The organism is Aliirhizobium smilacinae (assembly GCF_006335145.1).
GTDB classification, from domain to species: domain Bacteria; phylum Pseudomonadota; class Alphaproteobacteria; order Rhizobiales; family Rhizobiaceae; genus Neorhizobium; species Neorhizobium smilacinae.
The window spans coordinates 376,066-389,623 of record NZ_VDMN01000002.1 but is presented as its reverse complement, the minus strand read 5'-3'; the positions used below and the strand labels follow the sequence as shown (position 1 = coordinate 389,623).

The window sequence follows — 13,558 nt, the reverse complement described above, 5'->3', positions numbered from 1 at the left end:
AGGCAAATCCTCCGATAATTGGCCGAATTCAAAGCGACGCCGCGGCGCGGGCGGCTTGGTCATAATGTCCAGAGAGTGCGCGCAGCCTCGCTGCGACCTGTGAAAGGCTATCGGTAGAAACCTCGGTCGACAGGACCGACTTGACCAGAAGGCTCTCACGCGTCGCCTTGTAGCGGGCACACGCATCCGCACCGGCCTCAGTCACCATGACGAGCTTTTCCTTGCCGCGTCGGCCGGACTTGATCAGCTTCAGCCGTTCGAGCTTTTTCAGCGCATAAGTCACGACATGAGTATCCTCGATGTTCAATACGAGGGCGATATCGGCAAGCGTCTTCGGCTTGTTGCGGCTGTTGATATTGTGCAGGACGAGGATATCGACCGGCGACAGATCCGGCACGCCGGTCGCCGCCATGCAGCGAACCATCCAGCGGCTGAAGGCGTGATTGAGCATAACAAGGCCGAATTCGATCTCGGACAGAGCGGGCAATGCGCCGCTTGCCAGATGTTCCGATGACACGATCGGACCAAGGCTATGTTCTGCCAAAGGCTCTTTTTCTTGTGACATGCTCCTCTCCTATTCAAGAAAAGCGCCACGGCGTGATCGCCGCGGCGCCGTTCGATTACTTCTTGTAGGCGTCGAGAATGGCCTGACCTTCGGCACCGGCCTTTTTCGACCAGTCTTCCGTCAGCTTGGCACCGACCTCTGCGAGGCCGCTCTTCAGTTCGGCGCTCGGCTCAAGCACCTGCATGCCGTTCTTCTTGAGCGTATCCATGTAGGACGCGGTCTTTTCGGCAGCGAGTGCCCAGCCCCGGGCTTCGGCCGCGGCGGCTGCATCCGTCACCGCTTTCTGGGTGGCCGGGTCGAGAGCGGCGAAGGCGGCCTTGTTGACGAAGATGGCGTTCTTCGGGATCCAGGCCTGGGTATCGTAGTAGTGGGTCAGCGATTCCCAAATTTTGCTATCGACGCCGGTGGCCGACGAGGTCATGAGTCCATCGACAACGCCTGTTGCCAGCGCCTGCGGCAGTTCGGCCGCCTGGACGGTGACTGGCTGGGCGCCGACGATTTCGGCGATGCGCGAGGTACCGACATTATAGGCGCGCCACTTCAGGCCCTTGAGGTCGGCAACCGAGCTGACGTCCTTCTTGGTGAAGATGCCCTGCGGCGGCCATGGGGTCGTGTAGAGAAGTTTCAGTCCCTGCTTGTCCAGTGCCTGCTCTATTGCCGGCTTCGAAGCGGCGTAAAGCTTCTTCGACTGTTCGAAGCTGGTTGCCAGAAAGGGGACCACGTCGAGGCCAAAGACCGGGTTTTCGTTTTCGTGCAGCGACAGCAGAACTTCGCCGACCTGCGCTTGGCCGGTTTGGACGGCACGCTTGATGTCCGGCGCCTTGAACAGCGAGGCGTTCGGGTGAACGGTGATCTTCAGCTCACCCTTGGTCGCCGTATCGATATCCTTGGCGAACTGGTTGAGATTCTCGACATGGTAGTTCGCCGGCGGATAAGCGGATGGCAGAACCCAATTGGCCGCGAATGACGGAGCGGTGGTTGCAAGGAGCGTGGCGGCAGCAAGACCCCAGCGCGCAAATTTTGCAGTGACGTTCATGGTGTTCAGTTCCCTCTCTCTTGTTATCCCGGAAACGCCATTCTCGGCAGTACCATCACGATATCCGGGAAAACCGTGATGATGGCGACTGTCGCCACAAGCAGGAAGAAGAACGGCAGCGAGGCCTTCGCCACCGTCAGGCTGTCACGCCCGCTCATCGTCTGCAGGACGAAGAGGTTGAAGCCGACCGGCGGCGAGACCTCGGCCATCTCGACGATCAGCACGAGGAAGATACCGAACCAGACAAGGTCGAAACCGGCCTGCTGGATCATCGGCAGGACGACGACGGTCGTCAGCACGATCATCGACAGGCCGTCGAGTGCGGCGCCAAGCAGGATGTACATGACGGTCAGGACCGCGATCAGCGCGAATGGGCTCAGGTTGAAGCTGTCCACCCAAGCGGCGAGTGCGTTCGGAATACCCGTATAGCCCATGGCAATCGACATGAAGCCGGCACCGGTGAGGATCAGCATGATCATGCAGGTCAGACGGGTTGCCCCCATCACGCTGTCCCAGAAGGATTTCCAGGTCAGAGACCGCGACCATGCCGCGATGCCGAGCGAACCGAGCACGCCCCAGGCGGCGCATTCCGTGGCCGTCGCCCAGCCGAGCAACAGCGTCGCGAAAACGAGGATGATCAGCAGCGAGACGGGGATGAGATTGGCCGATTCCTTCAGCTTTTCCTTGAAGCTCATCTTCGGCGGTGCCGGCGGCGTCTTGTCCGGGTTGAGCAGCGACCAGACAGCGATATAGCCGCAATAAAGAACCATCACGATCAGGCTCGGCAGAAAGCCGGCGAGAAAAATCTGGATGATCGAGACATTGGCGGCCACCGCATACACCACCATGGTGATCGATGGCGGAATGAGAATGCCGAGTGTGCCTGCGCCGGCAAGCGAACCGAGGCTGACCATTTCGTCATAACCACGCTTCTTCAATTCCGGCAGGGCAATCTTGGCGATCATCGCCGTCGTCGCGGCCGAAGAGCCGGAGATCGAGCCAAAAAGGCCGCAACCCAAGACGTTGACATGCATGAGGCGGCCCGGAAGCCAGCCGAGCCACGGAGCAAGGCCCCGGAACATCTCTTCGGACAGTTTTGTCCTGAACAGGATTTCGCCCATCCAGACGAACAGCGGCAGAGCCGCGAGTGACCACGAAGCGCCGTTGCTCCAGGAGTTGGTGGCGAGCACGGCACCGATCGGGATACCCGGCATGAACAGCATGGCGATGAAGCCGCAGATCAAAAGGGAGAAACCGATCCACACGCCGCTTGCCAGCAGCGCCAGAAGGGCAACCAGGATGATGCCCGAAATTTCAACGAGTTCGACTGTACCCATAAGATCAGGCCCCGCTCTGTATGGCGCGTTCGATGGCTTCTTCAGGCGTGTCCGGTGCCGGCTTTTCGTAGCGGGGGAGGCCGCCAAACAGCACATGCACAAGCTCGTCGACCATGGCGATAGCAAGGATGATCAGCCCGCCGGAAAAGCCGATCTGCGGGATCCATAGCGGCATGGCGATGACGCCCTGGGCGAGGTCGTTGAATTCCCAGGAAGTGCGGTTCATGTCGAACGCATACCAGGCGAAATAGACCGCCGCGGTAGATCCGATCAGCAGGGCCAGGATTTCGAAGAGCTGACGGGTCCTGCCGGTCAATCGTTCGACGAGCAGGCCGACGCGGATCATCTCTCCGGAGCGGAAAGTGTGCGCAAGGCCCAGAAAGGCGGATGCCGCCATGGCCCAGGAGGCGAAGTCGTCACCGGCCGGCACGTCGATACCGAGAGGCCGGCCGGCGGAAAGTGCCAGCATGATGACAAAGATCGAAATGAGGAAAAGCCCGGCCGCCCAGCCGGAGAGGAGATAAAGTCCGTCCAGCCCCTTGCGGAGCCATTCGGGAAAAATGCTGTGGTGCGGATCAGCGGCGGACATGGGATGTCCTCCGCTCGAAAATGCGGAAATCGCTCATGTGGCTTCCCCTCGGTTGCCGTTGCGAGCGAGGCTCTTTGAGGCCTTTTGCCCGTTCGATAGGCATGATGCAGCAATAGGCATTTTGCTGTCAATCAATCATTGACGTTTTGTCGACGAACTGTTTTCGTTAGGTCGGACGCAGCTTTCAGAGGGGCGGAGATGACCGGCAACGTATTCGGCGCGAAATGGGATTTCTGGATCGATCGCGGCGGCACGTTTACCGATATCGTTGGCCGCAGGCCGGACGGATCATTGGTTGCGCACAAACTTCTCTCTGAAAATCCAGGGGCTTATCGGGACGCCGCGGTGCACGGCGTTCGCGAACTTCTCGGTGTCTCCACCGGGGATACCATTCCGTCCGGCCTGATCGGCGCGGTGAAGATGGGAACGACGGTCGCCACCAATGCGCTTCTGGAGCGCAAGGGCGAAAAGACGCTACTGGTCACCACACGCGGTTTTCGCGACGCTCTGGCGATCGGTTATCAGGCCCGAGCCGACATCTTTGCCAAGAAGATCGTCAAGCCCGAGTTGCTCTACAGCGTAGTGGTCGAGGTTGACGAGCGCGTCCGTGCCGATGGCACGATCGAGGCGGTGCCGGATGAAACCGCCGTTCGCACCGATCTGCAGGCACAGTTTGATGCCGGCACCCGCGCCATCGCTATTGTTTTCATGCATGCCTATCGTTACCCGGCTCATGAACGGCTCGTTGCCCGCATAGCCGGCGAGATCGGCTTTTCCCAGATCTCCGTCAGCCACGAGGTTTCGCCGCTGATCAAGCTTGTCGGTCGCGGTGACACAACGGTCGTCGACGCCTATCTTTCGCCGATCCTGCGCCGTTATGTGGAGCAGGTGGCGGACGAGCTGGGAGCGGACGCCAACGGCACCGGTGATAGCGGCCCGCAGGTGATGTTCATGCAATCTTCCGGCGGCCTCACGGCAGCGCGGCTGTTCCAGGGCAAGGATGCGATCCTTTCCGGTCCGGCCGGCGGCGTGGTCGGCGCGGTGGAAACCTCACGGCTTGCCGGTTTCGACAGGATCGTCGGTTTCGATATGGGGGGCACGTCCACCGACGTTTCCCACTATGACGGGGAGCTGGAACGCTCATTCGAAACAGAAGTGGCCGGCGTTCGCATGCGTGCGCCGATGATGTCGATCCATACGGTTGCGGCCGGCGGGGGCTCGATACTGCATTTCGAGAACGGCCGTTTTCGTGCCGGCCCTGATTCAGCCGGCGCCAATCCCGGCCCGAAGGCCTATCGCCGTGGCGGGCCGCTGACGGTTACGGATGCCAATGTCATGCTCGGCAAGCTGTCGCCCGATCTCTTCCCGAAAATCTTTGGGCCTAATCGCGATGAGCCGCTGGATGCGGATGCGGTGCGGATTGCCTTCGAGGAGATGGCGAAGGTGGTCGGTGATGGTCGCACGCCGGAACAGGTGGCCGATGGCTTTCTTGCCATCGCGGTGGAGAATATGGCCAATGCGGTAAAGAAGATCAGCGTCCAGCGGGGTTACGACGTTACCCATTATGCGTTGACCTGCTTCGGCGGCGCCGGTGGCCAGCACGCCTGCCTGACAGCGGATGCACTCGGAATTTCGACGGTTCTGATCCACCCGTTCTCCGGCATTCTTTCGGCCTATGGCATGGGACTTGCCGATATTCGCGCCACCCGTCAGCGCACGGTTTCGCAAGCTCTTGCTGCAGCGCTCGCTTCGCTTGGCCCGGTTCGCGACGAGCTGACCGCTGCAGTTCTCACCGAAGTGAAAAGCCAGGGGGTTGCCGAAACGGATACGCAAGTGCTGCACCGTGCCCATCTTCGCTATCAGGGCACGGACACGACCTTATCCATACACATTTCCGACGTGGCCGAGATGAGCGCCGCTTTCGAGGCCGCACATAAAAAGCAGTTCGGTTTCATCTTCGAGAAACGCGAGATCATTTTCGAGGCTTATGAAGTCGAGGCGATCGGTGGGGGTGCGGATTCCTTCGAGCCGGAATTTTCACTCGACATGGCGGCTCCTGCATCCAGCGACGCGACGAAATTTTTCTCAGGCGGCGCATGGCGCGACGCTCCGATCTATCGCCGCGCAGAGATTGCACCCGGTGCGCGCGCCACCGGCCCCTGCCTGATCGTAGAACCGCACCAGACGATTGTCATCGAAGATGGCTGGGCCTTCGAAATTACAAAGCTGAACCATGTGGTTCTGAAGCGCGTAGCGGAACTCTCCCGCGCCGGTGCCGTCGGCACGCATGCCGATCCGGTTCTGCTCGAAGTGTTCAACAACCTGTTCATGTCGATCGCCGAGCAGATGGGCGTGACGCTGCAGAATACGGCGTCCTCGGTCAACATCAAGGAACGGCTCGACTTCTCCTGCGCCGTGTTCGATGAGAACGGCGCGCTTGTTGCCAATGCTCCGCATATGCCGGTGCATCTCGGCTCGATGGACCGTTCGGTCGAAAGCATCATTTCGCAGAACCATGGCAAGATCCGCCCCGGCGATGTGTTCGCGCTCAACGCGCCCTATAATGGCGGCACGCATCTACCGGATATCACCGTCGTGACGCCGGTCTTTGATGAGGTCGGCGAAAAAATTCTGTTTTACGTCGCCTCTCGCGGTCATCACGCCGATGTCGGCGGCACGGCTCCGGGGTCGATGACGCCGCTTGCGACCACCGTTGACGAGGAAGGCGTGCTGTTCGACAACGTTCTGCTCGTCGATCGTGGAAGATTCAATGAGGGTAGCATCACGAAACTGCTTTCCGATCATCCATACCCCGCCCGCAACGTCGCCCAAAATGTTGCCGATCTTCGTGCCCAGATCGCCGCCAACGAAAAGGGCGTGCATGAAATGCGCAAGATGATCGCGCAATTCGGGCTGGATGTGGTGCAGGCCTATATGGGCCATGTGCAGGACAATGCGGAGGAAAGTGTCCGCCGGGTGCTGGAAAAGTTGAGCGACGCGGAATTTTCCTATGCTACCGACCAAGGCAGCACGATCCAGGTGAAGATTTCGATCGACCGGGAAAGGCGCGAGGCGACCGTCGATTTCACCGGCACCAGCGAGCAGAAAACGAACAATTTCAATGCGCCGGAACCGGTCACGCGGGCGGCGGTTCTTTATGTCTTCCGGGTGATGGTGGAAAGCTCGATCCCGATGAATGCCGGCTGCCTCAAGCCGATCAGGATCATCGTGCCGGACGGCTCGATGCTGAAGCCGCAATATCCGGCAGCGGTCGTAGCCGGCAATGTGGAGACCTCGCAGCACGTTACCAATGCGCTGTTCGGTGCTTTGGGGGCGATTGCCGCGAGCCAGGGGACGATGAACAATCTCACCTTCGGCAACGCGACCTACCAGTATTACGAGACGTTGTGCTCCGGGTCTCCGGCCGGGCAGTTTAACGACGGCACCGGTTTTGCCGGCACGGATGCGGTGCATGTGCACATGACCAATTCACGGCTCACCGACCCGGAAATCCTGGAGACCCGCTATCCGGTCCTGCTGGAGGATTTCCATATCCGCGAGAATTCCGGTGGCAAGGGTGCGTTTCCATCTGGCGACGGGACGAAGCGGACGATCCGCTTCCTCGAAACGATGGATTGCGCCATCCTGTCGTCGCACCGGACGATCCGGCCGCACGGGCTTGCCGGCGGTGGCGAGGGTGAGCTTGGCCTGACCACTGTGCGCCGTCTCGACGGTTCGGTGGAGGAACTGGCCGGCTGCGCCCAGACGCTGATCGAGGCTGGCGAAGCGGTGACCGTGGTGACGCCGACGGCCGGAGGTTATCTAGGGACGGAGTAACGGTCACTGACCACGCCGTAGGTGTTTGATCCCGTCAATTGCCTGACCGGAAGGCCCCGCCTTGTCTTTGGCTCCAAGTGTTGTGCTCAGCGTCGGACCACCGAGGCCACGGCCTTTTCGGCACCACCATCTCGCTCCAGTTCTTCCACCAGCATGGCAAGAAGACCTGGAAACCGGGCCTCGATGTCGTTCTTTCGAAGCGATGAAGCACGCCGATTTCCATAGTCGATCTGGCTTATAAGGCCCGCTTCGCGGAGAACCTTGAAATGATGGGTGAGGGACGCTTTCGCGACCGGAAAGCCGAATGAAACGCAGTTGCGCTCCGTGCATTCGGGAAGTGTTGCCAGAATGGCAATTGCGGTGCGCCGGAGAGGATCGGACAGTGTGGAAAAAACGACACTGAGGTCGATCTCATCCCTTGCAGGCTGGGGAAGCAGATCTGGCATGGGCTGATTCTACCGGGAAGGACGCTTATGCGCAAGCATAAGGTACGACTTGACGCATACCTTGAGGAGGATTAGGTATGGATTTCACCATACCAATATGTCTCTGTGAGATTGATGGTACCGGTCAAGATCGTACGTCGTCCCTGGCGTCCCTTTTCGGGCCGTCGGGATAAGAACGTCAAACTCGTCATGCTAAGAGTAAGTCAAATGCCCCAGCCGCAGCTTTTCACGCCGTTCAAGATCCGCAACCTCGATCTCGAGAACCGTATCACGATCGCTCCGATGTGCACCTATTCCGCCGTCGACGGTTGCATGACGGACTGGCACCTGATCCATCTGGGGCAGCTCGCCCTTTCCGGTGCCGGCTTGCTGACAATCGAGGCGACAGCGGTCGTTTCCGAGGGTCGCATCAGCTACGCAGATGTCGGGCTCTATAACGACGCGACAGAGGCCGCTATGCGCCGGACGCTGGATGGTATCCGCAAGTGGTCGAATATTCCCATTGCCGTACAGCTCGCCCATGCCGGTCGGAAGGCGTCTTCGGATCTGCCGTGGCGCGGTGCCGCGCAGATTGCGGCCGACCGCAAGGACGGGTGGCAGACCGAGGCCCCGTCTGCGATCCCCTTCAAATCTACGGATACGGTACCGACGGAACTTACCCGCAAGCGTATGGAGGCGATCCGAGATGCTTTCGCACAGGCGGCCGTCCGTGCAGCGCGTATCGGGATAGACGCCGTACAGATCCATGCCGCGCATGGCTATCTCCTGCATTCCTTCCTGTCGCCACTCTCAAATCAGCGGACTGACGAGTATGGTGGAAGCCTCGAGAATCGCATGCGTTTCCCGCTCGAAGTTTTCGACGCGGTGCGGGCTGCCTTCCCGGCCGACAAGACCGTAACGGTTCGTGTTTCCGCAACCGACTGGTATGATGGCGGCTGGGATATCAACCAGACGATCGAGTTCGCGAAAGCCCTGGAGCTTCGCGGTTGCGATGCCATCAACGTATCGACCGGCGGCCTGCATATCGATCAGAAAATTGCGGTCTCGCCCAGCTATCAGGTGCCTTTCGCGCGTGCAGTCAAGGCCGCGGTAAAGATGCCGGTCGTGGCTGTCGGGCTGATCACGGAACCTGCCCAGGCTGAAGCGATCATCGCGACGGGTGACGCCGATCTGGTGGGGCTTGCCCGTACAATCCTCTATGACCCGCGCTGGCCGTGGCACGCCGCTGCAGCTCTCGGTGGAGAGGTTTCCGCAGCTCCTCAATATCACCGCAGCCAGCCCTCGACGCTGAAGTCGCTGTTCAAGGTGTGATCATTTGTTATGGAGGGGCTGCGGCAGATCCGATGCCGTAGCCTCAGCTGGCTCCCCTTTTGAAGGATAACTCAGCGCTCAATGAGATGATGAATGACACGCTGGCGAACTTCAGTAAGGATATGCCAGCTGAGATGCCGGTAAGAGCTAGCCTGCTGCGTTGTTGATAACGGGCCGGGGCTTGATTGTCGATGACGTCGTGCATGCGAACGGTGGTGCGATCGAAGTGATAAACATAGCGCCGTATGGGGACCTACCGTCGCGGAAACGGCCTATGCCCAGCCAAGCTTTGGGGTGCTTGGCCGGGCTGCTGGGATCAGCCGAGAAACTCAATCAGATCCTTGTTCAGACGGTCCGGCACGGTGGCGAACAGGCCATGCGGCTCGCCGTCATATTCAATCAGTTTCGCGCCGGAGATGCCGCGTGCCGCGGCCCGGCCTGCGGGATCGATCGGCACGGTCTTGTCGGATGTGCCGTGGATGACGAGCGTAGGAACCGAGAATGAAACAAGGTCCGGGCGAAAGTCCGTTTTGCCGAAAGCATCGATGCAGTCAGTCGTCGCCTTGGGGCTGGCCATGACGCCGAGCACGAACGACCAGTCAAGCACGCCCTGACTGACAGGCTTGCTGACAAGACCCACGCCGTAGAACGTTTTGGCAAAACTCTGGAGGAAGGCGAAGCGGTCCTCCCGAACCTGCTTCTTCATGTCGGCGAAGATGCTGTAATCGACACCGTCAGGGTTGCTGTCGTCTTTCAGCAGATACGGCACGACCGACGACACGAGTACAGCTTTCGAAACACGAGAAGCACCATGTCGGGACAGATAGCGGGCGATTTCGCCACCGCCCATCGAAAAGCCAACCAGATGGACCTTGTCGACGTTCAGGCCTTCCAGCACCGAGGCAAGATCGTCGGCGAAGACGTCGTAATTGTAGCTGTCGGCCGGGTGGCTGGACTGACCAAAGCCTCGGCGGTCGTAAGTGATCACCCGGTAGCCGGCTTCCAGCAAAGCGACGGTCTGGTATTCGAACATGTCGCCGGTCAACGGCCAGCCGTGGATGAGAACGACCGGATGGCCCTTGCCCATATCCTTGACGTGCAGCTGCGTTCCGTCTTTCGCTTCGATAAATGCCATGTTGGGATCCTTTTAGATGACGCAGGACAACCTGTTCGTTTGATCTTGGTTCCTTACCTCTGCAATATCGTGGATCGCCGATACCAATCCCGCATCCCGTGTTTTTAGATCTCCCGTCGCGGAACAGCCGTGCCCGTCGCGCATTGTGCTGCGCGATAAAGCCCCGTTTGACAGGAGTTCGATCATGAAATTTTCCACCAGCATTCTTGCGCTGATATTGCTGGGGTTTGGGACAGGAGTCTGCCATGCTCAGACCAATAACGATGCGGCGGCTCAGGCATGCAAATCGACCGGGCTTCTTGCCTTGAAGGAAAAGTCCCCAGACATCACAGACCTCGTGCTGGATATGGAGACACTGGCGGTCAGTGCTGCTGATACGAAGGTAGAGGACGTCCCGGTCAAAACCGTGATCATGGGAGATGCTTATATCGCCAGAAAAGGGCAGACTGGAAAACCCGATAGGTTCGTCTGCCTGCTTGGCGAAAAGGGCAAGGTGTTGCTGACATTCTTCACGGCTCAGTAAGTTGGTTCCTTCCGGCTTGGTCGCCGTTGGGTGTGTCGGCCGAACCTATTCGCACCACGTTCCGTTATCGTCCAGAACGGCGACGCTCACACCTTCGTCGATGCCAGCGATGGCTGTGCCACAGATTTCATGGGACGCAACGAGGCGTAAATGGCGCTTGCCATTGGTATCGCACGGGCAGGTTCATCATTCTGTCGAGCTTAATGCTGGCGATCCGGGACGGTTATTCTCGCGGTGTTGGTTTGGCGCAATTGCGCCTCCATCGTCAGGATTTCTTCGGTCGACAGCAGGTTCTCCTGCCCGCGTGGTGCCAGCAGGCCCTTTAACTGCAAATCGATATAGCGCAGGCAGCACACCCGCAGGAACGACGTGAAATTGCCGAGATCGTGCCCTTCGTCGATCGACTCATTGTAGAGTTGATGCAGAAGCTGCGGCACGTTCATGTCGTCTTTGGCGGCGATCTCTTCCAGAACCGTCCAGAACATCGTTTCAAGGCGGACGCTGGTAACCATGCCGTCCATGCGGATCGACCGCGTCTGGCTTTCCCAAAGCTGGGAATTGGCGCCGATGAACAATCTACACATGTTTCTCTCCTCAATCGCGCCCTTCGCCACGACGATAGGACAGCCTGACGATCGGGAGGGGCCGCAGCAGGCGGCGGCCCCTCGAAGGTTTTAGAGAGTGCCTTTTTTCAGCTCGCCGGCGATGTACTCAGCCTGCCGGATGGCCAATGCGACGATGGTGAGCGTCGGATTGGCAGCAGCTCCTGTCGTCATCACCGAGCCGTCCGAGACGAACAGGTTCGGCACATCATGGGCACGGCCCCAGCGGTCAACGACACCATCTTCGGCCTTGGCGCTCATGCGGCAGGTGCCGAGATTGTGGGTGGACGGATAGGGCGGCGTCCGGTGCGAGTCGATCGCGCCAACCGCTTTGTAGAGTTTCTGGGCATGATCGTAGGCGTAGTTTCGCATGGCCACGTCGTTCTTGTGGTCGTCGAAATGGACGTTCGGGGCGGCAAGGCCCCATTGGTCTCTGACCGTTTCGGATAGGGTCACGCGGTTGGTGGCTTGCGGCATGTCCTCGCCGACGATCCACATGCCCGCCGTCCTGTCATAAGCGTCCATGATCTCGGCAAACTCCGGCCCCCATCCACCCGGCTCGGCAAAGGCCGCCAGGAAGGACGGACCGAGAGACAGCGTTTCCATGTAATAACCGCCGACGAAACCGCGGTCAGGCTTGTGAGCCGCCTCGTCGGCAATGATGCCCGCCATCGTCTCGCCGCGGAACATGTGGACCGGCTTGTCGAAGCGCGCATAGACCGAACCGGTCAGGTGCCGCATGTAGTTGCGGCCAACCTGGTCAGAGCTGTTGGCAAGCCCTTTGGGGAAGCGGTTGCTTTCGCTGAGCAGCAGCAATCGCGCCGTCTCGATGGAGTTGCCGGCAACGCAAACGATATGGGCAGCCTGCTCGTGCAGAGCGCCGCTCTTGTCCGCGTAAACCACGGTATCGACCTTGCCGGAGGCGTCATGGGTGATCCGCACGACGTGGCTTTCAGGGCGAAGATCGAGCAGCTCGGTTTCCAACGCGCGCGGAATTTCACGCACAAGCGTGCTCCATTTCGCCTTACTCTTGTCGCCTTGGAAGTTGAACCCGTCCTGGATCGAGGCGGGCCGACCGTCATAGGGCTCGGCATTGGTGGCATAAGGCCCGGTTGCGTAGAGCTTGTAACCAACCCGCTCGGCACCGTTGGCAAACACCTTATAATTGTTGTTTGCCGGCAGGGCCGGGCGACCGTGGCGATGTGTCGATCCCATCGCGATCTCGGCCTTGTCGTAGTAGGGCGCAAGGTCCTCAAGCGTGATCGGCCAGTCGAGGAGCGTCGCCCCGGCAACGTCGCCATAGGTGGTGCGTGCCTTGAACTCGTAGTCCTTGAAGCGCGGCGTGGCCCCTGACCAGTGCGTCGTGGTGCCGCCGACAGCCTTGACGATCCAAGCCGGCAGCGTCGGAAAATCCTTGGCGATCCGCCACGAGCCGCTGGTGGTGCGGGCATCGAGCCAGGCCATCTGCTTGAAGGCTTCCCACTCGTTGTTGTGGTAATCCTCGTTTTTCAGATAGGCGCCGGCCTCGAGAAGCACGCAAGCGATGCCTGCCTTGGTCAGTTCATAGGCCAGCGTACCACCGCCGGCGCCCGAGCCGATGATGACAACGGCCTTTTCGTCCTTGGCAATCTGTTTCATTGGCCAGCTCCCGCGTATTCCTCGATCCGTGGTTCCGGCAGCCATGTCAGGTCGTTGAACCCTCTCTTGACATAACCACCCTTGTCGAAGCTCGGCCCCTCGTAGCCAAGCAGGCCCCAGACCTCGGGATCGTCATAAAGCGTGGTGACAGTGGTGCCCTTGACCAGCTTGAAGAAGGCTGTGTCCTCGATGGACTTCAGCTTTGCGAGAGCGGCCTTGTCGTCGAGTTCGGTAAAGCCGCTTGCCTGAAGGTCGTGTAATGCCGCCGAAAAAGCGACCCTGTCAGCAGGCGTTTTGCCGGCTGCGGCCAGTACGGCATCGGCCGTGCGCTGGTATGGGCCGTCGCCGAAACGCTTGTGGGGAAACATCACCCGGATCATACGGACCAGAGCCTTATCGCTTGCAGGATCTCCTCCCCGCGCAAGCGGCAATTTGGCAATGGCCACTTTGGCGAACGTCGATGCCATCATCGTCGCCGCCGCGCTGCCGATCAGCAGTCGCCGTTTTGTGGTTTTCATGGTTCTCCTCCCATATTGAAA

Annotated in this window: 12 protein-coding genes; 3 read left to right on the top strand and 9 right to left on the bottom strand. The window is 59.8% G+C overall.

Going from position 1 to position 13,558, the window contains the following annotated elements; genetic code table 11:
* Nucleotides 1-28: 28 nt before the first annotated feature.
* Genes FHP24_RS12615 through FHP24_RS12600 form a run of 4 tightly spaced genes read right to left on the bottom strand, consistent with a single transcriptional unit; the run spans nucleotide 29 to nucleotide 3,527 of the window.
* The gene (locus FHP24_RS12615; protein ID WP_139676545.1) at nucleotides 29-565 is read right to left on the bottom strand and encodes a winged helix DNA-binding protein; all 537 of its coding nucleotides are present in this window, start codon (nucleotides 563-565) and stop codon (nucleotides 29-31) included.
* Between the two features lie 55 nt (nucleotides 566-620).
* The gene (locus tag FHP24_RS12610; protein WP_139676544.1) at nucleotides 621-1,601 is read right to left on the bottom strand and encodes a TRAP transporter substrate-binding protein; all 981 of its coding nucleotides are present in this window, start codon (nucleotides 1,599-1,601) and stop codon (nucleotides 621-623) included.
* Nucleotides 1,602-1,624: 23 nt separating this feature from the next.
* A complete protein-coding gene (locus FHP24_RS12605) occupies nucleotides 1,625-2,938 on the bottom strand; it encodes a TRAP transporter large permease (protein ID WP_139676543.1) in 1,314 nt (437 codons plus the stop codon).
* A 4-nt stretch (nucleotides 2,939-2,942) separates the two neighbouring features.
* Complete coding sequence (locus FHP24_RS12600) at nucleotides 2,943-3,527, bottom strand: TRAP transporter small permease (protein WP_139676542.1); 585 nt, start codon at nucleotides 3,525-3,527, stop codon at nucleotides 2,943-2,945.
* Nucleotides 3,528-3,725: 198 nt separating this feature from the next.
* Here FHP24_RS12600 and FHP24_RS12595 point away from each other — a divergent pair, with 198 nt between their 5' ends.
* Nucleotides 3,726-7,364, top strand: coding sequence for a hydantoinase B/oxoprolinase family protein (locus FHP24_RS12595; protein WP_139676541.1), 3,639 nt, complete (start codon nucleotides 3,726-3,728; stop codon nucleotides 7,362-7,364).
* A gap of 86 nt (nucleotides 7,365-7,450) precedes the next feature.
* Here FHP24_RS12595 and FHP24_RS12590 read toward each other — a convergent pair whose 3' ends face one another.
* A complete protein-coding gene (locus FHP24_RS12590; RefSeq protein ID WP_139676540.1) occupies nucleotides 7,451-7,810 on the bottom strand; it encodes an ArsR/SmtB family transcription factor in 360 nt (119 codons plus the stop codon).
* A gap of 207 nt (nucleotides 7,811-8,017) precedes the next feature.
* On the opposite strand from FHP24_RS12590, the gene FHP24_RS12585 reads away from it, so the two are divergent.
* On the top strand, nucleotides 8,018-9,121 hold the full coding sequence (locus FHP24_RS12585) for an NADH:flavin oxidoreductase/NADH oxidase (RefSeq protein ID WP_139676539.1): 1,104 nt from the start codon (nucleotides 8,018-8,020) through the stop codon (nucleotides 9,119-9,121).
* A 316-nt stretch (nucleotides 9,122-9,437) separates the two neighbouring features.
* On the opposite strand, the gene FHP24_RS12580 is transcribed toward FHP24_RS12585, so the two are convergent.
* Entirely contained in the window at nucleotides 9,438-10,256 is an 819-nt protein-coding gene (locus FHP24_RS12580; protein WP_139676538.1) for an alpha/beta fold hydrolase, read from the bottom strand.
* A gap of 184 nt (nucleotides 10,257-10,440) precedes the next feature.
* On the opposite strand from FHP24_RS12580, the gene FHP24_RS12575 reads away from it, so the two are divergent.
* Nucleotides 10,441-10,779: a hypothetical protein gene (locus FHP24_RS12575; RefSeq protein WP_139676537.1), complete on the top strand. Its 339-nt coding sequence runs from the start codon at nucleotides 10,441-10,443 to the stop codon at nucleotides 10,777-10,779.
* Between the two features lie 200 nt (nucleotides 10,780-10,979).
* Here FHP24_RS12575 and FHP24_RS12570 read toward each other — a convergent pair whose 3' ends face one another.
* The 3 genes from FHP24_RS12570 to FHP24_RS12560 all read right to left on the bottom strand — a co-directional run bounded on the left by FHP24_RS12570 (nucleotide 10,980) and on the right by FHP24_RS12560 (nucleotide 13,537).
* Nucleotides 10,980-11,363 carry a ribbon-helix-helix domain-containing protein gene (locus FHP24_RS12570; RefSeq protein ID WP_139676536.1) on the bottom strand — a complete coding sequence of 128 codons (384 nt, stop codon included), beginning with the start codon at nucleotides 11,361-11,363 and terminating at the stop codon, nucleotides 10,980-10,982.
* Between the two features lie 90 nt (nucleotides 11,364-11,453).
* On the bottom strand, nucleotides 11,454-13,019 hold the full coding sequence (locus tag FHP24_RS12565; protein ID WP_139676535.1) for a GMC family oxidoreductase: 1,566 nt from the start codon (nucleotides 13,017-13,019) through the stop codon (nucleotides 11,454-11,456).
* Nucleotides 13,016-13,537: a hypothetical protein gene (locus tag FHP24_RS12560; protein ID WP_210237829.1), complete on the bottom strand. Its 522-nt coding sequence runs from the start codon at nucleotides 13,535-13,537 to the stop codon at nucleotides 13,016-13,018. Before FHP24_RS12560 ends, FHP24_RS12565 begins: the two co-directional genes overlap by 4 nt.
* Between the last annotated feature and the right edge of the window lie 21 nt (nucleotides 13,538-13,558).